The organism is Kitasatospora sp. NPDC038210, from assembly GCF_055600605.1.
In genome coordinates this window covers 208,558-229,992 of the sequence record NZ_JBVJYK010000007.1, presented here as the reverse complement: position 1 = coordinate 229,992, position 21,435 = coordinate 208,558, and the positions used below count along the sequence as shown (strand labels likewise).

20 protein-coding genes are annotated in these 21,435 nt (G+C 74.2%); 11 read left to right on the top strand and 9 right to left on the bottom strand.

The window, feature by feature from the left end:
• The first annotated feature begins 27 nt into the window (after positions 1-27).
• The 3 genes from ACZ7KX_RS17260 to ACZ7KX_RS17250 all read left to right on the top strand — a co-directional run bounded on the left by ACZ7KX_RS17260 (position 28) and on the right by ACZ7KX_RS17250 (position 1,971).
• The gene (locus ACZ7KX_RS17260; protein ID WP_470327135.1) at positions 28-780 is read left to right on the top strand and encodes a TetR family transcriptional regulator; all 753 of its coding nucleotides are present in this window, start codon (positions 28-30) and stop codon (positions 778-780) included.
• 121 nt (positions 781-901) lie between these two features.
• On the top strand, positions 902-1,096 hold the full coding sequence (locus ACZ7KX_RS17255; RefSeq protein WP_350525782.1) for a DUF1918 domain-containing protein: 195 nt from the start codon (positions 902-904) through the stop codon (positions 1,094-1,096).
• Between the two features lie 50 nt (positions 1,097-1,146).
• A complete protein-coding gene (locus ACZ7KX_RS17250; protein WP_470327134.1) occupies positions 1,147-1,971 on the top strand; it encodes a DedA family protein in 825 nt (274 codons plus the stop codon).
• On the opposite strand, the gene ACZ7KX_RS17245 is transcribed toward ACZ7KX_RS17250, so the two are convergent.
• Entirely contained in the window at positions 1,968-2,708 is a 741-nt protein-coding gene (locus ACZ7KX_RS17245) for a PIG-L deacetylase family protein (protein WP_470327133.1), read from the bottom strand. The genes ACZ7KX_RS17250 and ACZ7KX_RS17245 overlap by 4 nt on opposite strands.
• A gap of 186 nt (positions 2,709-2,894) precedes the next feature.
• Here ACZ7KX_RS17245 and ACZ7KX_RS17240 point away from each other — a divergent pair, with 186 nt between their 5' ends.
• Entirely contained in the window at positions 2,895-3,137 is a 243-nt protein-coding gene (locus ACZ7KX_RS17240) for a hypothetical protein (RefSeq protein WP_470327132.1), read from the top strand.
• A 114-nt stretch (positions 3,138-3,251) separates the two neighbouring features.
• On the opposite strand, the gene ACZ7KX_RS17235 is transcribed toward ACZ7KX_RS17240, so the two are convergent.
• The 5 genes from ACZ7KX_RS17235 to ACZ7KX_RS17215 all read right to left on the bottom strand — a co-directional run bounded on the left by ACZ7KX_RS17235 (position 3,252) and on the right by ACZ7KX_RS17215 (position 8,780).
• Positions 3,252-4,451: an MFS transporter gene (locus ACZ7KX_RS17235; RefSeq protein ID WP_470327131.1), complete on the bottom strand. Its 1,200-nt coding sequence runs from the start codon at positions 4,449-4,451 to the stop codon at positions 3,252-3,254.
• Positions 4,452-4,456: 5 nt separating this feature from the next.
• Entirely contained in the window at positions 4,457-5,074 is a 618-nt protein-coding gene (locus ACZ7KX_RS17230) for a GNAT family N-acetyltransferase (RefSeq protein WP_470327130.1), read from the bottom strand.
• Positions 5,071-6,264 carry a type III PLP-dependent enzyme gene (locus ACZ7KX_RS17225; protein ID WP_470327266.1) on the bottom strand — a complete coding sequence of 398 codons (1,194 nt, stop codon included), beginning with the start codon at positions 6,262-6,264 and terminating at the stop codon, positions 5,071-5,073. The genes ACZ7KX_RS17230 and ACZ7KX_RS17225 overlap by 4 nt, the downstream gene beginning before the upstream one ends.
• 138 nt (positions 6,265-6,402) lie before the next feature.
• Positions 6,403-7,716 (bottom strand): DUF6271 family protein, encoded by a 1,314-nt coding sequence (locus ACZ7KX_RS17220; RefSeq protein ID WP_470327129.1) that lies wholly within the window; start codon positions 7,714-7,716, stop codon positions 6,403-6,405.
• A complete protein-coding gene (locus ACZ7KX_RS17215) occupies positions 7,698-8,780 on the bottom strand; it encodes a phytanoyl-CoA dioxygenase family protein (RefSeq protein WP_470327128.1) in 1,083 nt (360 codons plus the stop codon). The genes ACZ7KX_RS17220 and ACZ7KX_RS17215 overlap by 19 nt, the downstream gene beginning before the upstream one ends.
• 590 nt (positions 8,781-9,370) lie before the next feature.
• Here ACZ7KX_RS17215 and ACZ7KX_RS17210 point away from each other — a divergent pair.
• Positions 9,371-11,323, top strand: a complete 1,953-nt coding sequence (locus ACZ7KX_RS17210; RefSeq protein WP_470327127.1) for an FUSC family protein — start codon at positions 9,371-9,373, stop codon at positions 11,321-11,323.
• A 49-nt stretch (positions 11,324-11,372) separates the two neighbouring features.
• Here ACZ7KX_RS17210 and ACZ7KX_RS17205 read toward each other — a convergent pair whose 3' ends face one another.
• Positions 11,373-12,776: an amidase gene (locus ACZ7KX_RS17205; RefSeq protein WP_470327126.1), complete on the bottom strand. Its 1,404-nt coding sequence runs from the start codon at positions 12,774-12,776 to the stop codon at positions 11,373-11,375.
• Positions 12,777-13,082: 306 nt separating this feature from the next.
• On the opposite strand from ACZ7KX_RS17205, the gene ACZ7KX_RS17200 reads away from it, so the two are divergent.
• Both ACZ7KX_RS17200 and ACZ7KX_RS17195 read left to right on the top strand, forming a co-directional pair.
• Positions 13,083-14,426: a cytochrome P450 gene (locus ACZ7KX_RS17200; protein WP_470327125.1), complete on the top strand. Its 1,344-nt coding sequence runs from the start codon at positions 13,083-13,085 to the stop codon at positions 14,424-14,426.
• A gap of 183 nt (positions 14,427-14,609) precedes the next feature.
• A complete protein-coding gene (locus tag ACZ7KX_RS17195; RefSeq protein WP_470327124.1) occupies positions 14,610-15,338 on the top strand; it encodes a rhomboid-like protein in 729 nt (242 codons plus the stop codon).
• Between the two features lie 63 nt (positions 15,339-15,401).
• Here the strand turns inward: ACZ7KX_RS17195 and ACZ7KX_RS17190 are convergent, their stop codons facing one another.
• Positions 15,402-15,983 carry a DUF421 domain-containing protein gene (locus tag ACZ7KX_RS17190; protein ID WP_470327123.1) on the bottom strand — a complete coding sequence of 194 codons (582 nt, stop codon included), beginning with the start codon at positions 15,981-15,983 and terminating at the stop codon, positions 15,402-15,404.
• Positions 15,984-16,041: 58 nt separating this feature from the next.
• On the bottom strand, positions 16,042-16,875 hold the full coding sequence (locus ACZ7KX_RS17185) for a LysR family substrate-binding domain-containing protein (protein ID WP_470327122.1): 834 nt from the start codon (positions 16,873-16,875) through the stop codon (positions 16,042-16,044).
• A 58-nt stretch (positions 16,876-16,933) separates the two neighbouring features.
• Between ACZ7KX_RS17185 and ACZ7KX_RS17180 the strand changes: the two genes are divergently transcribed.
• From ACZ7KX_RS17180 to ACZ7KX_RS17165, 4 genes are all read left to right on the top strand, one after another.
• Positions 16,934-17,362: a DUF5997 family protein gene (locus ACZ7KX_RS17180; protein WP_470327121.1), complete on the top strand. Its 429-nt coding sequence runs from the start codon at positions 16,934-16,936 to the stop codon at positions 17,360-17,362.
• Between the two features lie 194 nt (positions 17,363-17,556).
• The gene (locus ACZ7KX_RS17175) at positions 17,557-18,471 is read left to right on the top strand and encodes an SDR family oxidoreductase (protein WP_470327120.1); all 915 of its coding nucleotides are present in this window, start codon (positions 17,557-17,559) and stop codon (positions 18,469-18,471) included.
• Between the two features lie 233 nt (positions 18,472-18,704).
• Positions 18,705-20,381 carry a DUF885 domain-containing protein gene (locus tag ACZ7KX_RS17170; RefSeq protein ID WP_470327119.1) on the top strand — a complete coding sequence of 559 codons (1,677 nt, stop codon included), beginning with the start codon at positions 18,705-18,707 and terminating at the stop codon, positions 20,379-20,381.
• Between the two features lie 236 nt (positions 20,382-20,617).
• Positions 20,618-21,337 (top strand): hypothetical protein, encoded by a 720-nt coding sequence (locus ACZ7KX_RS17165; protein ID WP_350520113.1) that lies wholly within the window; start codon positions 20,618-20,620, stop codon positions 21,335-21,337.
• Positions 21,338-21,435 lie beyond the last annotated feature (98 nt).

The following is a 21,435-nucleotide window of genomic DNA, read 5'->3' as shown; positions in this document are numbered from 1 at the left end:
CCACGGCGAATGCGGCAGAGTGAGCCCATGAGCGAGCGGAGCGAGCCAATCGAACGGTGCGCGTTGCGCGACGCGGCCGCCGAGGGCAGCGAGGCGGGTGCGTTCGTGCGCACCCGGCGTCACGAGCCGACGGGACGGACGGCCCCGTCGGCCAGGCGGCGCCCGGTCCAGCAGCGCAGCCAGGAGCGGTACGGCCGCATCCTGGACGCCTGCGCCGGGCTGCTGGACGAGGTCGGGGCGACCGCGCTCACCACCAAGGAGGTCGCCCACCGCGCGCAGGTGCCGATCGGCACCCTCTACCAGTTCTTCGCCGGCAAGGAGGACCTGCTGGCCGCGCTCGCCGGCCGCAACCTCGACCGCTACCTCCAGCGTCTCGACGCCCGGCTGACCGCCGCGGCCCCGGTCGACCCGGCGGTCTTCACCGACCTCGCGGTGGAGGAGTTCGTGGCGATGAAGCGCACGGTGCCCGGCTTCGGCCAGGTCGACTTCGGCCTGGCCGGGCCCGTCGTCCCCGCCGGGGTCCGCGACGACCGTCACCTGCTGGACACGGGCGTGGACAACAACACCGCCGTCGCCCTGCGCCTTCAGGCACTCGGCGGCGAACTCTTCCGGGCCGGCGACCCGGCGGCCACCACACTGACCCTGCGGGTCGCCCTGGAGGCGGCCGACGCGGTGCTCAAACTGGCCTTCCGCGGGGACCCGGACGGTGATCCCACACTGATCGCCGAGTGCAAGCGGTTGGTCCGCGGCTACCTCGTGCAACAGCTGCCCGCCCGCTGACGCCCGGCCCGGGGTTCCCCCGCGTCCCGTCCGCCCGAGGCGTTGCGAGCCCGCCGCCCCCGCAGCACAGTGGATAGCGGAACGGCCGCGGAGGCGGCCACCACGACCCGAGGAGCAGACCATGCACGCAGCGGTAGGTGACCAGCTCCACATCCACAGCAGGTCGGTGGGCATGGTGGACCAGAAGGGCGAGATCATCGAGGTGCGCGGAGCCGACGGCCAGCCGCCGTACATGGTCCGCTTCGAGGACGGCCACGAGGGTCTGATCTACCCCGGCCCCGACTGCAACATCGAAACGCGTCAGGCGGGACGCTGACCGACGCCCCTGCCACCCCGCGCCTCGACCGCGCGAGGTGGTGAGGAGCGGTGTCCGCCCCCACCACCCCGCTGCCCGGGGCACTCGCCGGGCTCGCGCCACTGCTGGACCACTACGGGTACCTCGCGGTGGCGCTGCTCGTGCTGCTCGACAACTGCGGCATCCCGGTGCCCGGGCAGACCATCCTGGTCCTCGCCTCGGTGTACGCCGGCGCCGGGCACCTGGACTTCGCCGCCGTCCTGGTGATCGCAGCGGTCGCCGCCACCCTCGGCAACAGCCTCGGTTACCTGATCGGCCGCACCGGTGGCCGCGCCTTCGTCCACCGCTGGGGCCGCTACGTCCTGCTCACTCCGGCCCGGATGGAGCGCGCGGACGGCTTCTTCGAACGCAACGGCGGCAAGGTCGTCACGGTCGCCCGCTTCGTGGACGTGCTGCGCCAGACCAACGGCATCATCGCCGGAACCACCGGGATGCCCTGGCGCCGGTTCCTGCCGTTCAACATCCTCGGCGCGGTGCTGTGGACGACCGCCTGGGGCACCTTCGGCTACCTGGCCGGCGCCAACATCGGCGCGGTGTACCGGACGGCGATCCGCTACCAGCTCTGGTTCGCGATCGGCCTCGGGTTGCTGGTCGCCGCCCTCCTGCTGCGGCAGGTGCTGCGCTACCGGCGCCGGCGCCGCGAGGGCGCCGACGCCGAGGGCGCGGCCGACACGGGGACACCGGCCGGCACGGATGCCACGGCCGGCACGGGGACGCCGGACGGCACGGAGGCCACGGCCGACGCCGGAACCGCAGCGGACTCCGGTACCGCGACCGACTCCGGGACCGACTCCGCGGCCGACCCCCGACCCGAGTCCGACGAACCGTCCGACTAGCTCAGCGGGAACACCTCGAACGGCACCGCGAAGCGCGTCCCCAGCCGGCTGCCCGCGCCCCGGCCGAAGCCCTCCAGGAACTCCCGGGCGTCCGCCATCTGCCCGCCGAGCCCGGCCAGGTACGCCTTGTGCTCCTCCAACGAGGCCACGCCCAGGTCGAAGGTCTCGGTGGTGTCCACCGCGTGCTTCGCCTCCGGCGAGGACGCCGCCCAGATCTGCCGCACGCCGTTCCACGGCTCGTGGCCCTCCGCCACCAGCTCGCGGAACACCCAGCGGTTCCCGGCGTCCCGGACGCCGTCCAGGGTCGCCCGGCCGACCGCGATGTGGTCGGCCTGGTTGAGGAACACCCCGCCGTAGGTCTCCCGGAAGTTGCTGGTGATCACGATGTCCGGGCGGTGCCGGCGCACCGCGCGGGCGATGTCCCGGCGCAGCGGCAACCCGTACTCCACCACGCCGTCCCGGTGGCCGAGGAACTCGACGGTGTCCACGCCGACCACGCGCGCCGAGGCGAGCTGCTCGGCCTCCCGCAGCGGCCCGCACTCGGCGGGGTCCAGCGAGTCGATGCCCGCCTCGCCGCTGGTGACCATCACGTAGACGACCTTCTTGCCCTGCGAGGTCCAGCGGGCGACGGCCGCGGCGCCGCCGTACTCCATGTCGTCGGGGTGGGCGACGATCGCCAGCGCCGTCTGCCAGTCCTCGTCCACGTGCTCGAAGGGCGCGGGGGCCTGCTCGGTCATGCTGCTCTTCCCTCTCGGTCCGGCTCACGGTCGTACGGTCGTACCGCCGGTGACTCTAGAAGACTTCCGCCCCTCACACAGCGTCAGACACCTGATCGAGCGGTGCGCTTGCCCCTGAAGCAGCCGTCAGGGGGTGGCGTCCGGGCGCCCCGTGACGGGCTTCCCCTTCTCACGAGGAGCGCTGCCGTGCCCCTGCCCACCACCCGAGTCGTCCGACTGACCACCCGGCCGCACGTGTTGCCCGCCCCGAGGACTCACCGGGGCCGGGGAGCCGCTGCCGGAGCCCGGGCCGGGGGCCCGGAGACCTCGCCCCCGGCGCCCCGCGCCCGCCTGGCCACCCTCGACGCAGAGATCGCCCGCCTCACCGACCTCCGCACCAAGCTCGCCCACCACATCGCCACCAGCGGCGCGGACATCCCGTCCGCCTGAGCGGGCGGGCTCTCGGGCGGACGGGGGCGGAGCGCGGGTCGGGCTCGCCCGGCACCTTGCGCGGGGGAGGGCGCGAGGTGCCGGGCGAGGACTGGGGGGTGGGGGTGGGGTGGGTCAGGTGGTGGCGGGTGCTTCCCGGGTGGGGGTGTCCCGGGCGCCGGTGGACGGCCAGGTGATGCGGGTGGCGCAGAGGGAGACGAGGGCGGCGGAGGTGGCGACGGCGGCCATGCCCCAGACGAGGCTGGTGGCGCCGGCGACGAAGCCGATCACGGCGGGGCCGGCGAGCAGGCCGGTGGTGCCCATGGCGGCGACCAGGGAGAGCGCGTCGGCGCCGCGGCGGGCGGCGGCGACGTAGACGCAGGGGGTGACCGCCGCGACGCCGAGACCGACGCAGGCGAAGCCGAGGAGGGTCGGCAGCACGCCGCCGACCAGCAGGGCGAGGGCGAGGCCGAGGCCGGCCAGCAGGCTGCCGGTGCGGACGATGCGGCCGTCGCCGAAGCGGGTGCGCCAGCCGTCGGCGAAGATCCGGGCGCACACCATCATCACCGAGACGACGGCGATGCCCAACGGGGCGAGGCCGGCGCCCGCGTGCACGACGTCCTTGAGGTAGAGCGCCGACCAGTCGTTCATGGCGCCCTCGGTGACGGTGCCGAACACCATCGCGAGGCCCATCCAGAGCGTCGCTACGGTGGGCAGGACGAAGCCGCGGCGGTCCTTCTTCTCCTCCTCGGCGGCGGTCTGCTGCGGCTCGTCGGCCAGCAGGCCCGGCCGGGCGGCGGCGACCACGGCCGCGAGCAGTGCGGCGGCCAGCCCGAAGTGCACGGCCAGGGTGCCGGTGAAGGCGTTGACGGCGGAGGCCAGCAGCGCGGCGAGGAGGGAGCCGGCACTGAACGTGGCGTGCAGCCGGGACATGGTGGCCCGATCGAACCGGGCCTCCAGGGCGGCGCCCTGGGCGTTCATGGCGACGTTCAGGCAGCCGACCGCGACACCGTCGCAGAACAGCACCAGCAGGGTGACGGGGTAGTCGGGCACCACCGACAGGGCTAGCAGGATCACGCCGAGGGCGAGCGCCGACAGCACCGAGAGCAGGCGGGAGCCGAGCCGCCGCATCAGCACCGCCACCAGCGGGAAGGACACCGCCGCACCGATCCCGCAGGTCATCAGCAGCAGGCCGATCCGGGCCTCGCCCAGGCCGAGCTCGGCCTTGAGCGCGGGCACCCGGGAGACCCAGGTCGCGTACTGGAATCCAAGGACGAAGAACAGCGCGCCGATGGCCAGTTGGGAGCGGCGGTAGTCGTCGCGAACGGGGGACATGCGTATCAGCCCACTTCGGCTCTGGGTCGGGGCCCGGGGATCGGGTCGGTGGAGTGCGGCAGCGGCAGCGCCCGGTCCGGGACCGGGCGGGAATCCGTTTCCCGAAGATGATCCTGACGCCCTGTCAGACTCATTGCCATGTAGACGGCCTCGTCGCCGTAGCTCGCGGGCAGCTCGGTCTCGGGCCGGGCGCGGTAGCCCAGTGGGGTCCACAGCACGTGCGAGCCGCGGACGGCGACCAGCGAGAGGCTCCGGTAGCCGGCCGCCCTGGCGGTGGCCTCCAGGTGGCGCAGCATCCGCGAGGCGAGGCCACGGCCGCGCAACTCCTCGGCGATGACGAGGTCGTGGGCGTGCATGTTGGTGGTGGGCGACTTGTGTCCGGTGCTGTTCTCGGTGTGGTGGAGGTCAGGACAGTGGTGGAGGGGGTAGGGCAGGGCGAGGAGGTAGCCGGCGACGTGGCCCGCGTGTTCCAGGACGAAGCAGGTGGAGGGTGAGGCGCGGTGTCGGGACTGGAGCGCGTCGCGGCCTTCGGACAGGCCGCTGGTGGCGTAGGCGCGTTCTTCGAGTGCGACGACGGTGTCCCAGTCGTCGGCGCGCAGGAGTCGGATTCGGGGGTCGGTCATGCGGTATCTCCGTTCGGGGCCTGGGCGCCGCCGATGCAGGTGTGGGGCAGGGGGGTGAAGCCGTTGAAGCCCTGGGTGGTGTAGGCGGTGGCGTAGGCGCCGCAGGAGTGGATCCAGACGGGGTCGCCGGAGACGACGGCGTGCGGGACGCGGACGGGGGCGCCGTCGCGGGTGTAGGCGTCGTCGCTGTCGCAGGTGGGACCGGCGACGACGGCGTTGACGAACTGGCCTCCGGGGTGGCCGGGGAACTCCAGGCGGTACTGGAGCTGGTCCATCTCGTAGAGGCCGTTGAACTTGCCGCAGCTGAGGTAGAGCCAGTCCTCGCGGGTGCCGTCGAGGCGGTGGCGTGAGGTGAGGCGGGCGACGTGGGCGCGGATCGCGCCGTGGTCGGCGACCAGGTGGCGTCCGGGTTCGACCAGGAACTCCAGTGGTCCGGCGTTGACGGCGCGCAGCCGGTCGGTGCCTTCGCGGATGACGGTGAACATCTTGTCGAGTGGGGGGTCGAGGGGGTTGCCGTGGCGGTCGAGGACGCCGAGGGCGGGCAGTCCGCCGCCGAGGTTGATGCGCTGGGGGGTGATGCCGCGCCAGTTGAGGGCTTCCAGGACGGCGGCGAGCGAGTCCAGGGCGGCGCTCCAGGCTTCGGCGGTCATCTGCTGGGAGCCGACGTGGACGGACAGGCCGGAGGGGACGAGTCCTGCGGTGCGGGCCTGGTCGAGCAGGCGCAGGGCGTCTTCGGGTGAGCAGCCGAACTTGTGGTTCAGGCCCCACAGGGCACCTTCGCCGCTGGTCGCGATCCGGCAGAACACCCGGGAGCCGGGGGCGTGTTCGGCGATGGCGGCGAGGTCCTGGGGACTGTCGGTGGCGAAGTCGCGCACGCCCAGCCGGTAGGCCTCGGCGATGTGGCGGTCGGACTTGACGGTGTTGCCGTAGTGGATCAGTTCGGGCGCCACGCCGGTGTGCAGTGCCTGGGCGATCTCCTGCGGGCTCGCCGCGTCGAAGCCGGAGCCGAGTGCGGCGAGGTGGCCGAGCACCTCGTCCACCGGACAGGCCTTCATCGCGAACCGCACCGCGACACCCGGCAGTTCGGCACACAGCGCGGCGTACTGACGGCCGATGCCGTCCAGGTCGTAGATGATCCGGTCATCGGTCGCGGCCGCGAGCGCGGCCCGCAGCGCGGTCTGGTCGTGCAGGTCGTACCGGTCGGGGCGGGGTGCGCCGGTGTGGACCGTGGTGACGGTCGGGGCGCGGTGGGCGGGCACCGGGTTCCGTGCCCGGTGTGCCGGCTGGCTGCTTGTCTGGCGTGTCACGTAGAGCTCCCGGTCCTCCGGCTAGCGCGGCAGCCGGTCGGCGGGGGTGGTCCTGCTCGCCCGCACCAGCGGGCCCCACGCGTCGATCAGCAGGGCGAAGTCCTCGATGTCCGACTGCGCTCGGTCGAGCAGGCGCGCCCGTCGGGGCGCCAGGTGGTCGGCGAACTCGGCGTACTTGCCGCCCAGTCGCCGGTAGCAGCGGTCGAGTTCGGCGAGTCTGCGGTGGTTCTCCGCCCGGTCGGTCGCGGCGCTGCGGCGGGCGGCGTCGGCGATCGGCCGGGGGCGCAGGTGGTGGTGCTCGTCCAGCAGGGCCCCGCCGGCGGCCGCCATCTCGGCGTAGACCGGGTGGAGGTAGAGCATGGAGAGCAGGAACTTGGCGTAGCGCAGCTGGTAGGCGGTGAAGCCGGGGCCGGTGCGCCGCTCGGGGGTGTAGTAGTTGACGATGTGCCGGTTGTGGGTGACGCCGGGCAGGGTGGCGTCGTGCACGACGTGGTGCAGGAAGTAGTCGCTGCCGATGGTGTCGGTGGCGGGCGGCAGCGGCACGCGTTCGTACACCTCGGCGTCGAGGGCGATGTTGCACATGTCGATGCGCCAGATGTCGGGCCGGCCGAGGACGGCATGGTCGGCGGTGAAGGGTTCGGTGCCGCCGCCGGTGAACGATTCGGCGACGAGCTCGCGCCGCTCCTGCTCGCTCGCTCCGGTGGGTGCCCAGAGTGCGACGACGTCGTGGTAGACCTCGGGGTCGAGGGCGAGGATCTCGCCGAGGTCGACGGAGAGTTCGCCGACGAAGGAGGCTCCGACCAGGGCGACGGGCTTGTCCGCGTGCGCCGGGTCGAGGGTGTTCCCGGTGACGGCGGCGGCCGCGGCGGCGGCCTTGATGCCGAGGGTGGCCAGTTCGTGCTCGACGGGGAACACCGGTTCGCCGTCGAGCCACTGGTAGCGGCTGTCGGAGTCGCGGCGGTGCACCGAGGCGCAGCCGAGGGCGGCGGCGAGCAGGAACGCCCGGTTGGTGCAGGCGCCGTAGGAGACGGTGTCGGGCAGCATCAGGTCGAGCAGCTTGTCGGGGCCGGCGACGCCCGAGCGGTCGATCACCTCGCGCAGGAAGGCGCGTTGGGCGTCCTCGTCCAGGTGGTGGACGGTCAGGCCGTCGACGACGGGCAGGGCGGCGGCCGCGGCGGCGTGCCGGCCGCGTGCGGCGGGGTCGGCGGAGTCCAGCACCAGCAGGTGCACCCGGACGCCGAACCGCCGTACGGCGTGGACCGCTTCGGCGCCGACCGCGGTGATGGTGTCGGCGCACTCGCGGTTGGTGGGCAGGGTCAGGCAGACGTCGCGCATGCCCGCTCCCCGGTGGCGTTCGGCTCGTCGAGGCGCTTGCCGCTCCAGGACCGCAGTCCGAGCAACTTCTCCCCGAGTTCGGTGAGTTCGGCCGTCCCGTAGCGCTGGGACTCGGGCCGGTCGGCGTCGCCGACGAGGGTGCGGTTCCAGTCCGGGGTGGCGAGCGTGCGCCAGGACTCCACCCGGGAGCGGCGCAGCTTCTCGGCTTCCTCCAGCGCGGGCATCATCGACAGGTACTGCACCGCGCGCACGCCACGCTCGGAGGTGTTGCGCTCGACGCCGTGGGCGAGCAGGCCGTTCCAGATCAGGAGGTCGCCGGCCGCCAACTCGGGCCGTACGACGGGGAACTCGTCCCGGTCGACGGCCGGGCGGATCGGGTCCCGGTCGGCCGGCTGGGCGGCCTGCCACTCGTTGAAGCGGCGGAACAGCTCCGGGTTGCACTGGAAGCCGCCGAGGTCGGGGGCGGTGTCGTTGAGCGCGATGATGCCCTGGACGCGCTGCGGCAGCACGCCCCGGGTGGTGTCGACGTCCCAGTGCAGCTCGATGTCGAAACCGCGGTCGGTGGGCTCGATCAGCGCGCGGTCGCGGTTGCGGACGTTCGGCGGGTTGAGGTTGAGCCGGTCGAGGGTGACCCACAGCTCCTCGCAGTCCCAGACGTCCACGAAGGCGTCGTAGACGCGCTGCGACTGGCGGCTGTCCCACAGGAGCTGGTGGTGGTAGGCCTCGACGAAGCCGTAGATGTGGAGGTGCTGGTCGAGTTCGTCACGGTACTCGCGCCGGCGGTACCAGTCCTCGGGGCGGTCGGGCGACAGGCCCTGGAACTCCCAGGTGAAGTCGAGCAGGCGCCGCGCGGCCTCGGCGGGGACGGCCTGCTTGACGACGACGTAGCCGTAGGTCTGCCAGAACGCGTAGTCCTCCTCGGAGAGCACGCGCAGCGGGTGCTGCTTGCGGATCTCGCACAGCGCCGTGCGGGCCAGGTAGCTCTCGGTGTCCGCGCTGAAGTAGGGGCGCTGCGAGGCGGCGCGGTACAGATACTCCTCGGCCTGTCCGTCTGGGCTCGGCATGGGCAGTCACTCCACGGTTCGTAGTCGACGCAGCGCTTGATTCGGCGGGCGGCACGGGCGCGGCGGGCCACTCGACCGGCCGCCGGGCCGGATCGGGAATTCCCCCTGCGGGTCGGCGGCGGTCCGCACACACTCCTTCGCGGCTCGGCCCCCGAGTGCGCGCCGGCGCCGCGCCAGGGGGCCAACTCGCCTGCTCGACAAGGCCTCTCACCCCGCCTCAGGCTCTGCCGAACCACGCCCCCCACACATTGGACTAGACCAACTAATGGTGTCAACCCTTTCCTGCGGGTTGCCGATTGGGAATTCGGCGCAGCTCATGACGCCTCTCGCGGTTCGCTTTATGTTTCGCAGGCGGACATAAGCCGGGGTATGTTTCGGGAATCGACATAACCGTCGGATTGAACCCCGACAACCCCGCGAACCGTTGAGGCCCGCACTGCGGCGGGCCGCCGGGGACGCGGAAAGGGGCACCGTCGCGTCCGGACACCACGGCCGGCCACGGCGTGACGCCGGGCCGCCGTGCACCGCGCCGTTCGCCACGCCGCGTGTTACGCCGGGCCGGCGGAGCCCGGCCGCCGTAGGTTGGGAGCGTGCCACGCCGAGGAGCCGCCCGGCTCGCCCCGCCCAGCTGGCTGACCGCGAGCCTGCGGCCCCTGGCCGCGCCGGTTCCCCGGGCCGCGGTGGCCCGCGCCTCGGTCGCACTCTCCGCCCCGCTCGCGGTGGGCACCGCCACCGGGCGGCCCGCCTACGGGGCACTGGTGTCGATGGGCGCGCTGTCCGGGGTGATCGGGGACACCGCCGACGCCTACCGGATGCGGATCTTCAACATCGCCGTCCCGCAGCTGTTCGGCGCCCTCGGCGTCCTGCTCGGCACCCTGGTGTTCGGTACGGGATGGTGGGCCGTCCTGGTGCTGACCGTCATCGCACTGGTCTCCGGCATGATCTCCTCGATCGGCGCGGTCGCCTCCGTCTCCGGCCTGCTCCTGCTGCTCAACGCCGTGGTCGGCGCGGGCCTGCCGATGCCCTCCCCGTGGTGGCTGCCGCCCGGACTGCTGCTGCTCGGCGGCCTGGAGGTGCTCGCCCTGACCCTGCTCGCCTGGCCGCTGCGCCTCGGCGTCCCCGAACGCGCGGTGGTCGCCGGCACCTACCGCTCGGCCGCCGAGGTGCTGGCGGCCGCCGGCACCCCGGAGTACGACGCCCGGCGCCGCGAGCTCACCCAGTCGCTCAACCACTCCTATGACCTGCTGCTCGCCCGGCGGGCCCGGCGGCACGGCCGCTCCCCCACCCTGGTACGGCTGCTGGCCCAGCTCAACGCGGTGATCCCGGTGGTCGAGGGGGCCGCGGCGGCACACCTGCGCCCGCCCGGGTACGGCCCGCTGCCCGCGGCCTACCCGGCCGCCGTCCGCGACCTGGCCGACGCCGTCGAGCAGGGCCGCACCGGTCCCGCCCCGTCGCCCGACCTGCCCGTCCCCGCCGGGCCGTCCACCCGGGCGCTCGTCGAGGCCATCGGGCACGCCGCCGCCGTCGTGTCCGAGCCCGCGCCGGACCCGTACGCCGTCGACGACCGGCTCGGCCGGCCCGCGGGCCTGGGGGTCCGGGCCCGGCGGGCGACCCGCGCCCTGCTGCTGTCCGGCCCGTCCTGGCGGTACGGGCTGCGGCTGGCCCTGTGCATCGGCCTCGCGCAGGTGCTGGTCTCGGTGATCGCGGTGCCCCGCTCGTACTGGGTGGCGCTGACCGTGACCTTCGTGATGAAACCGGACTTCGGCTCGGTGTTCTCGCGCGCCGTGCTGCGCGCGCTCGGCACCGCGGCCGGGCTGCTGATCGCCGTCCCCGTGTTCGCCGAGGTGCCGCGCGGCTGGTGGGACGTACCGGTGATGGCGGTGCTGGCGGCGCTGATCCCCGCCCTGTCGGCCAAGGGCTACGCCTTCCAGACCGCGGCGATCACCCCGGTGATCCTGCTGCTGTCGGACCTGCTCAACCACCGGGGGTTCGACCTGGTGCTGCCCCGGCTCTACGACTCGCTGATCGGCTGCGCCATCTCCCTGCTGGCCGGCTACCTGCTGTGGCCGGAGTCCTGGCACACCCGGGTCGGCGACCGCCTCGCCGAAGCCGTCCAGGACACCGCCTCGTACGTGTCGCTGGCGTTCACCACCGCGCCGGGGCGGGACGAGCCGGCCCGGGCCCGGTACCGGCGGCGGCTCTACCGGGACCTCTCGGCGGTCCGCAGCGAGTTCCAGCGGGCGCTCACCGAACCGCCGCCGGTCGGGACCAGGGCGGAGGCCCTGTGGCCGGTGGTGATCGCGGTCGAGCGGATCGTGGACGCCACGACCGCCACCCGGGTGCGGATCGAACACGGCGCGCCCGTCCCGACCCCGGCCGAGGTCGGGACCGTGACCCGCGAGCTGACCGACCTCGCCGAGTCGCTGCGCACCGGCCGGCCGCTGCCGGAGGCGGTGCCGGCCGCGCTGGCACCGGACTGCGCGCTGGCCCGGCTGCACCACGAAGTGCACGCGGCCCGGTCGGTGGCCGCGCCGGCGCCGTGAGTGCCACCGCCACCGGCCGGCCCCCGGGCCGCTGACGGAGAGCCCCCGGTCAGTCCTCGATCCGCCGCCAGGGCCGGTCCGCCTCCAGCGCGAAGGCCAGCTCCAACAGCACCCGCTCCTGCCCGTGCGCCGCCGACAGGTGCACGCCGACGGGCAGCCCGCCGGGCGCCGTACCGGCCGGCAGGGCGAGGCCCGGGCCGCCGGTCACGTTGTTGACCGGGGTGAACGCCACGTAGCGCATCAGCCGGTCCATCAGCTCCTCGAAGTCGACGTTCGGGCTGAGGTGCCCGATCGGCGGGGCGGTGTGGGCCAGCACCGGGGAGAGGATCACGTCGTGGTGGCGGAAGACCCGGTGGTACACCCCCTCGGCCCGGCGCAGCCGCCGCAGCACGCCCGGGGTGTGCGGGAACTCCGCCTGGAACTGCCGGCGCAGCCCGGTGGTCAGCCCGTCCAGCTTGTCGGCGCGGAAGCTCGGATCGATCAGCACCCGGCCGGTGAAGGCGATCGCCCAGGCGATGTAGCCCCAGTAGGAGACGAAGTCCCGGGAGAACTCCTCGCCGAACGGCAGGGCGGTCGGTTCGACCCGGTGGCCCATGGCCTCCAGTCGCGCGGCGGTCTCCTCGACCACCCTGCGGGTCGGCTCGTCGGTCTTGGCGATCGGCGAGTCGACCACCAGCCCGATCCGCAGCCGCTGCTCCCCCGGGCCCTCGACCAGGCCGAGCGGGGGCAGCTTGGGGTTGCGGCGGTGGCGCTCGGCAGCCGCGAAGAAGGCGGCGGTGTCGCGCACCGAGCGGGTCAGGACGCCGTCGGTGACCAGGTCGATCGGCAGTTTGGCGCCCTGCGAGTTGGCCACCAGCCGGCCCCGGGTGGGCTTGAGTCCGACCAGGCCGCAGCAGGCCGCCGGGATGCGGATCGAGCCGCCGCCGTCGTTGGCGTGCGCGATCGGCACGACGCCGGAGGCCACCAGGGCCGCCGCGCCGCCGGAGGAGGCGCCGGCCGAGTGCGAGGGCTTCCAGGGGTTGCGCACCGGCTGGGCGTGGGCGAACTCGGTGGAGGCGTTGAGGCCGAACTCGGGCAGCCGGGTCTTGCCGAGGACGGCCAGGCCGGTGGAGAGGAACTGGTCGGTGAAGCGCGCGTTGCGGCGGGCCGGTTGGGCGCGGAAGGCCTCGCTGCCCATCGCGGTCGGCAGGCCGCGCAGGTCGACGTTGTCCTTGAGGTAGGTCGGCACGCCCCACAGCGGCCCGCCGATGCCCTCCCGGCTGATCTGCGGCTTGTCGTACGAGGCGTGGGCGACCGGCAGCAGTCGGCCGTCGACCCGCTCGGCGCGCGCGACGGCCGCGGCGACCAGCTCCCGGGGGTTGACCGCGCCGGCCCGCACCAGGGCGGCCAGCGCCACCGCGTCGTGCGTGCCGAGGGCGTCGTCGGTGAAGGCGTGCACCCGCTCGTCGGTCATCCGAACTCCCCACTCCCCGCCGGGCTTCCTGCCGTCCGGTCGTCACGCCGACCGGTGGTGCCGCCCGGCCTACTGACCGGTAATCTCGCAAGACCCCGAGTCTATGCGCCGATCGGCGCAGCACCAGTCACTCGTACGCCCGGTTGGTAAACGATCCGTCAAATCTTCGAGGGCGCACGGATATTCGGCGCGCGCCCCCGCGCCCACCCCACCCGCCGGTCCACGATCGTTTCACGCGCGGCCGCCGGGAAAGACCACCGGGCACGAACCGTTCCGGTCCTTCCCGCCCGACCCAAGGTGACGCCCGTGCCGATCCACTCCTTCCCGACCACCCGGTTCACCGCGGCCACCGCCCCCGGCGGTCTCCCGCTGCTCGGCCACGCCCCCGCCCTCCTGCGGCGCCCGTTCGACTTCGTGGCCGGGCTGGCCGCCCACGGCGACCTCGTCCGGCTGCGGCTCGGCCCGCTCGACGCCTACGTCGCCTGCCACCCCGAACTGGTCCGCCGGCTGCTCGACGAGGACCACGCGCACGACGGGGGCGGGCCCGTCCCCGACAGCGCCCGCGAGGCCCCCGGCGACGGCCTCGCCGCCTGCCCCGCCACCGCCCACCGGCGCCGACAACGCATGCTGCAGCCCGCGTTCCACCGCGACCGGCTGCCCGGCTACGCCGCGATGACGGCCGAGGAGATCGCCGGAACCACCGCCCCCTGGCGCGACGGCGACGTGATCGACGTCCCCGCCGCGATGTACCGCCTCACCACCGCCGTCACCGCCCGCTGCCTGTTCGCCGCGCACGACCGGGCCGGCGCGCTGCCGGGGCACGCGAGCATGGACGCCATCGTCCGCGGGGCCGGCCGCCGCGTCATGATGCCGCTGCCCGGCGCCGGCCGCCTCCCCACGCCCGGCAACCGCCGCTACCGGCGCGCCCGGCAGGACCTCCGGGAGGTCACCGGACGGCTGATCGCCGACTACCGCGCCGACGGCACCGACCACCACGACCTGCTCTCCGTGCTGCTCGGCGCGGTGGACGAGGACGGGCAGGGCCTCTCCGACACCGAGATCCACGACCAGGTGGTCACCTTCCTGCTGGCCGGCACGGAGACCACCGCCGCCACCCTCTCCTGGGCCTGGACCCTGCTCGCCGCCAACCCCGCCGTCCGCGAGCGCCTGCACGCCGAGCTCGACACCGTCCTCGACGGCCGCCCCGCCCGCCACGAGGACCTGCCCGCCCTCCCGCTCACCGCCCGGATCGTCAGCGAGACCCTGCGGCTCTACCCGCCGGTCTGGCTCCTCAGCCGCACCCTCACCGCCGACACCCGGCTCGGCGGCCACCGCGTCCCGGCGGGCGCCACCGTCCTGGTCAGCCCGTACCTGCTGCACCGCCGGGCCGACGTCTTCCCCTGCCCCGGCCGGTTCGACCCCGACCGCTGGCTCACCACCGCCCGGCCCGCCGCCGGCACCTACGCCCCCTTCGGCCTCGGCGCCCGGAGCTGCCTCGGCGACACCTTCGGCACCACCGAAGCCGTCCTCGCCATCGCCACCATCGCCGCCCGCTGGACCATCACCCCCGCGCCCGGCCGGCCCGTCCGCCCCGTCCGCGGTCTCTCGCTCTCCCCTCGCCCCTTCACGGCGACCCTGACCCGCCGGTAGCCGCCGCGGGGCGGCGCCTTCCCGACGGCCCCCGCCCGCGAACGCAAGCACGAACACGGGCATGAACGCGGGCACGGGCACACGGCCGTGAGCACCCGTCCGGCAGGGACGGTACTGTCGCGGCGGGGGCCGGCGGGGTTGCGCCGGTCGGACTATCGGCTCGACGGGGACAGCACCGGACACATGAACGCTCGATCACCACGGGGGCTCCCGGCCCGGCTGCTGCGCGCCGTGCGCTGGTACCCGCGCCGCTCGCCGCTGACGCTCTGCTACGTCGGCCTGCTCGTCCTGGGCCACGTCTGGGTCGACGGCTTCCTCTCCGCGGACCGGGCGGACGCCCTGCGCGCCTACATCAGCACCAACCTGGACAACCTGCACGACCACCCGCTCACCGCGCTGTTCGGCAGTGCGCTGCTCTACGACGGCACGCTCACCGACATCGCCTCCACCGGCTTCGTCGGCACCCTGATCACCCTCGGCCTCGGCATCTGCTGCTGCCTCGCCTGGGCGGAGCACCGCTACGGCAAGCTGCGCGCCTCCGCCGTCCTCCTCGGCGGGCACATCGGCGCCACCCTGGTCACCGCCGTCGTCATCCTGGTCGCCCTGCGGCACGGCTGGTACCCGGAGAGCGTGCGCCAGGACTCCGACTACGGCATCAGCTACGGCGCCCAGACCTGCCTCGCGTTCGCCACCCCCGCCCTGCCGCGCTGGGCCCGCCTCCCCTGGGCCGCCTTCGTGCTCGCCTGGCCGCTGTCCGGCGACGGCGAATGGCCCGGCCCGCTACCGGACTTCACCACCGTCGGCCACCTGCTCTCGGCCGCGCTCGGCTTCGCCCTGGCCGGCGCCGCGGCCGCACTGGCCTCCCGCCGCCGAAGGGCCGACGCCCTGGCCCCGGCGGACGCCCACCCGTGACCCTCCGCGGCCGACGACGGGACCGCCACCCCGTCAGCGGCCGACGACGGGGGCGCCACCCCGTCAGCGCGGCGGCCGCCCCCCGTCCGCGAGGTCGGCGAGCAGCCGCTCGATCCTCTCCAACCGCCGCTGCAGGTCCTCGACGTCACCCCGGGTCGCGTTCTGCTCGCTCGGCCTGAGGGTGACCAGCAGCTGGCCGTCCGGCTCCAGCCGGGCCCGGGCGACGTCGGTCACGTTGTCGCCGTTCTGGATCCGGATGGCGTGCTCCAGCTCGGACGCCCGCAGTGCCAGGCCGTGCAGCGCGCCGGGCACCAGCTTGCCGTCCTGGACGACGGTGGTGGGCGTGCCCTCCAGGAGCCGGGCCGCCCGCGGGTCCCGGGCGAGCCAGCGGGTGACGGCCGAGTTCACGGCGACCAGCGTGACCGCCCCGATCACGCCGCCGAAGAGGCTGTTGTCGTTGCCGATGATGGCGTTCTGCACCACGTTGGAGAGCAGGAACACGACCACCATGTCGAAGGTGTTCAGCTGCGCCAGCCCGCGCTTCCCGGCGATCCGGAACAGGATCAGGATCAGCGCGTAGACCGCGACCGTGCGGATGATCTTCTCGGCGATCGAGATCTGGATGACCGCCAGGTGCTGCCACACGGCCCCGCTCCTCCCACCACGACGCGACGGAACGGGGCCGACGCTACGCCACGGGAGGCTACGACCGGCGCTTCGGCTTGCCGCGCCGGGCCGCCGCCGCGCCCCGTCCGCCGGCCGACGGCTTCGGCTTCTGCCCGCCCGCCCTCGGCGCACCGGCCTTCTGGCCGCCGGCCTTCGCCGCTCCCGCCCTGGCCCCGCCCGGCTTCTGCTGCTGCGGCTTGCGCTGCCCGGCCGCCGCCTTCTTCGGCGCCGCCTCGGCCGCCACCGGCGCGGCCCCGCGGCCGCGCGAGCTGTTGACCGTACGGCCCCGGACGATCCCGATGAACTCCTCCACCAGGTCGGTCGTCCGCTCCTGCGGCCAGGACAGCGCCACCTGCGACTGCGGCGCCTCCGTCATCGGCCGGAAGGTGAGGTCCCGGCGGTGGTGCAGCCGGGCGAGGGACTGCGGCACCAGCAGCACGCCGACGTTCGCCGCCACCAGCTCGATCGCGTCGGCCGTGGAGTCCGGGCGGGCGATCGCGGGCTGCCCGGGCAGGGTCTCGGCGGTGAAGCCGAGGGTGTCGTCGAGCGGGTGGAACACCACCTCCTCGGCGAGGTCGTCGAGGGTGACCTCCTCGGCGGCGGCGAGCCAGTGGTCCTTGGGGAAGACCACGACGGTGGTCTCGGTGTACAGCGGGATCGCGCTCAGCACGTCCTTGTCGACCGGCAGCCGGACCAGCCCGGCGTCCGCACCGCCCTCCCGCAGGGTCCGCTCACCGTCGCCGAACGGGACCGCGAGGAGGTCGAGCGGCACGTCCGGGAGCCGCTCGCCCCAGACCCGGGCCCATTTGCCGGGGGTCACGCCGGGGACGTACACGAGCCGGAAGGAGGGGTTCACCTGCATGTCTGTCACAGGGCAAGGCTACCGACCGTGACCGGAGGAGGCCGCGCACTCCCTTACCCTTGTCTCCATGACATCGCTCAAGCAGAAGACCAGCCAGACCATGAAGCCGGCCACGGCGGCCAAGAAGCTGGGGATCTACCTCGCCGCGGCGCCGACCGACTTCCAGGAGGGCGTGGTCTCCCGCGAGGAGCTCAACGCGCTGCAGGCCGAGCCGCCGCAGTGGCTCCAGGAGCTGCGCAAGGACGGCCCGCACCCGCGCCCGGTGGTCGCCGCCAAGCTCGGCATCTCGATCTCCGGCCTGGCCCGCGGCGGCGTGACCGACGCGCTCACCACCGAGGAGATCGAGGCGATCAAGGCCGAGAACCCGCTCTGGCTGCAGCACGAGCGCGCCAACCAGGTCGACGTCCGCAAGGAGGCCGTGCGGATCAAGGAGAAGCAGGAGAAGGAGGCCGCCGCCAAGGCCGCCAAGGAGGCGAAGGCCGCCCAGGCCCGCTGACCCCCGGCCCGGGCCCCGCTGCCCCCGGTCCGCGTCGCCGCCGCTCCTGCGACCCGGCGGCCCACCGCTCCGGCACTCCGGCGCCCGCACGTCGGCGCCGATTGTCGGACCCCTGCGCAACGATGGTGCCGACGTCCGTTCCCACGGGCGTCGGCACAGTCGTGCCGGGAGCCGGCGAGCAGGGAGGCGTACGGATGGCAGGAGCGTTGGAGGGGCGGATCGCGCTGGTCGCGGGCGGGACACGGGGCGCCGGGCGCGGCGTCGCCATCGAGCTCGGCGCGGCCGGCGCGACGGTGTACGTCACCGGCCGCAGCACCCGGGAGCACCGCTCGGAGTACGACCGGCCCGAGACGATCGAGGACACCGCCGAACTGGTCACCGCGGCGGGCGGCCGGGGCATCGCCGTGCCGACCGACCACCTCGTCCCGGCCCAGGTGGCCGCCCTGGTGGAGCGGATCGACGCCGAGCAGGGCCGACTGGACGTCCTGGTCAACGACATCTGGGGCGCCGAGAAGCTGTTCGGCTGGAACGTCCCGGTCTGGGAGCACGACCTGGACGACGGCCTGCGGCTGCTGCGCCTGGCGGTCGAGACGCACGCCGTCACCAGCCACCACGTCCTCCCGCTGCTGCTGAAGCACCCGGGCGGCCTGGTCGTGGAGATGACGGACGGGACCGCCGAGTACAACCGCGACACCTACCGCAACTCCTTCTTCTACGACCTGGCCAAGTCCTCGATGCTGCGGATGGCCTTCTCGCTCGGCCACGAGCTGGGCCCGCGCGGTGCCACCGCCCTCGCGGTCACCCCGGGCTGGATGCGTTCCGAGATCATGCTGGAGCACTTCGGCGTCACCGAAGAGACCTGGCGCGACGCCCTGGCCCAGGAGCCGCACTTCGGCATCTCCGAGTCCCCGTACTTCGTCGGCCGGGCAGTCGCGGCCCTGGCCGCCGACCCCGGGGTCGCCCGGTGGAACGGCCGCTCGACGTCCAGCGGGCACCTCGCCAGGGAGTACGGCTTCACCGACCGGGACGGCAGCCGCCCGGACTGCTGGCGCTACCTGGTCGAGGTGCAGGACGCCGGGAAGCCGGCCGCCCCGGAGGCGTACCGCTGACCCTCCGGACCCCACCGGCGGCGTGGCCGACACCCGGCGGCGTGGCCGACACCCGGCGGCGGGTCGAACTCCCCTTCCTCCGCCGCGTATTGACCATGCCGCCGGCCGCTCCGAATAATCGGGCGGGATCGGGGGAACGCGGGCCGGGGATCAGGGCCTGCCGACGCGCTCCTGATCGCACCGAGCACTCACCGAAGCGCACCGAACCGCACCGCACCGGACCAGGGGGACCCGTGATCGAGCAGCCACCGCACAGCGAACTCGCCGCACTGGCCGACGAGTACTTCGACGCCGAGAACACCCACAACCCGTTCGACGCGACCCTCAGCGGCGTCGAGGGCTACGCGCACCTGCTGCCCGACCCCTCCCGGGCCACCGCGCTGCGGCACCGCGAGGCCCTGCGGGGCTTCGGCAGCCGGCTCGACGCGATCCCGCTCGACGGGCTGGCCGGCGAGGACCGGACCACCCACCGGGTCCTGGCCCGGCTGATCGACAACGGCATCGGCCGACTCGCCCACGGGCTGGAGGAGTTCAGCATCTCGGCGACCATCGTCGCCGCGCACAACGAGGCCTTCGGCGCTCTCGCGATGACCCCCGTCGACCACGAGGGCGCCGACGCCTACCTGGAGCGGCTCGCCGGCCTGCCCGCCTACCTCGACGCCGCCCTGCGCCGGGCCCTGGACGCCGCCGCCGAGGGCCGCCGACCGCTGCGCAGCGGGGTGGACGCCGCGGTCACCCAGCTGGCGGGCCACCTCACCGCCGCCCCGGAGGAGTCCACGCTGCTGCGCCCGCTGCGGGGCCGGCCGGAGTACGAGCGTGCCCGGGAGATCGTGCGCGACGCCGTCCACCCCGCGGTGGCCCGCTACCGGGACGGGCTGGCCCGGCAGTTGGCGCCGGACGCCCGCCCCGACGACCGGGCCGGCGTCTGCCACGTGCCGGGCGGCGCCGAGGGCTACGCCGACGCCGTCGCCCGCTTCACCCGGCCCGGCCTCACCCCGGAGGAGATCCACCGGATCGGGCTGGACACGGTCGCGGCACTGCGCGAGGAGTTCGCCGAGCTGGGCGGCAAGGTGCTCGGCATCACCGACGCCGCGAGCGTGCTGACCGCGCTGCGCGAGGACCGCTCGCTCCGCTTCGACAGTGCCGACGAGATCATCGCCCTGGTGGACGGCGCCCTGGAGCGGGCCCGCCGCGCCGGGCCGGACTGGTTCCGCCCGTACCCGATCGCCGACTGCGTGACCAAGGAGATCGACCCGATCGAGGCGGAGGGCGCCCCGCTGGCCTACTACCAGCCGCCGGGCCCGGGCGGGGTGCCCGGCACCCACTGGATCAACACGCTGCACCCGCGGACCCGGTTCAGGTACGAGTACGAGGCGATCGCCTTCCACGAGAGCGTGCCCGGCCACCACCTGCAGATCGCCGTCGCGCAGACCCTGCACCACCTGCCGCGGTTCCGGCAGAAGCCGAGCGGCCAGCTGACCGCCCACGTCGAGGGCTGGGGCCTGTACACCGAGCGGCTCGCGGACGAGATGGGGCTGTACAGCTCGGACCTCGCCCGCTTCGGCATGCTCTCGATGGACGCGCTGCGGGCGGTGCGCCTGGTGGTGGACACCGGGATGCACCACTTCGGCTGGTCCCGGGAGCGGGCGATGGCCTTCATGCGGGACAACACGGCCACCCAGGAGGCCAACGTCCGCAACGAGATCGACCGCTACCTCGCCTGGCCGGGCCAGGCGACCGCCTACCTGATCGGCCGTCGGGAGCTGGTCCGGCACCGTCAGCGGGCGCAGGCGGCGCTCGGTGCCCGGTTCGACGTCCGGGAGTTCCACCACCAGCTGATCGGGCACGGCAGCCTGCCGCTGGGGGTGCTGGACGAGCTGGTCTCGGACTGGATCGCGGCGGCGCAGTAGCCGACGGGCCCGGGCGCCACCCCGGGGCGGGCGGCTCGCCCCGGGGTGGCGCCCGGCTCGCTCCCGGGGCGGGCGGACGGTCATGGGTGCGGAAACGATTCCTCGCGCCCGGCAGAGGCTTCCCCCGCCCGGACGTGGCATCACCCCTTCGGCCCTGTCGACACGGTAGTGTCCGCTGGCGCGGCCCCCGCCATCCGGGTGACCGCAGCTCACGCACACCCAGATGGAGGAACCCCGTGTCGGCTCCCGCCCGCCGCGTCCTGGCCGTGGCCGCGGCCGTCCTGCTCGCCACCGCCGCAGGCTGCTCGCCCGGCGGCGGCCACACCGCCAAGGGGAGCAGCGGCCGGAGTTCCGCCCCGGCCGCGGGCGGTGACGCCGCCCAGCCCGCACCGGCCGCGATCGTGACCGGGCCCGGCCCCAAGAGCTCCTACGACGCCCAGCCGCAGCCCGCGCCCGGCAGCTGCCACTTCCGCTACACGGCGGACAAGCAGCCGCTGCCCGACCCGAACTGCACCCCCGGCGCGATCAGCCCTGCGGTCACCCAGGACAACCTCAAGGACACCATCTGCAAGCCGGGCGGGTACACCTCGACCATCCGCCCGCCGTCGAACCTGACGGGCAAGGAGAAGGCCGACAACGCCAAGTCCTACGGCTACACCGGCCCGATGGGCGACGCCGAGTACGACCACCTGATCAGCCTGCAGCTCGGCGGCGACCCCAACGACGCGCGCAACCTGTGGATCCAGCCGCCCTCCCCCGGCCACGTCCCGGGCAAGGGCCCGAACAACCCCAAGGACTCGGTGGAGACGCACCTGCACACCGCGATCTGCAAGGGCCAGGTCACCCTCGCCGCCGCCCAGCAGGCGATCGCCACCGACTGGACGACGGCCGAGGTCAAGCTCGGCATCAGGTCCGGCGGCACGCCGACCGCCGAGGCCGACGCCGACGGGGACTGACGGCTGCGCGACCGACTCCGACGGGGACTGACGGGCTGCCGACCCCGACGGGGACTGGCTGCCGACCCCGACGGGGCGCCGACGAACGCTGACGAATC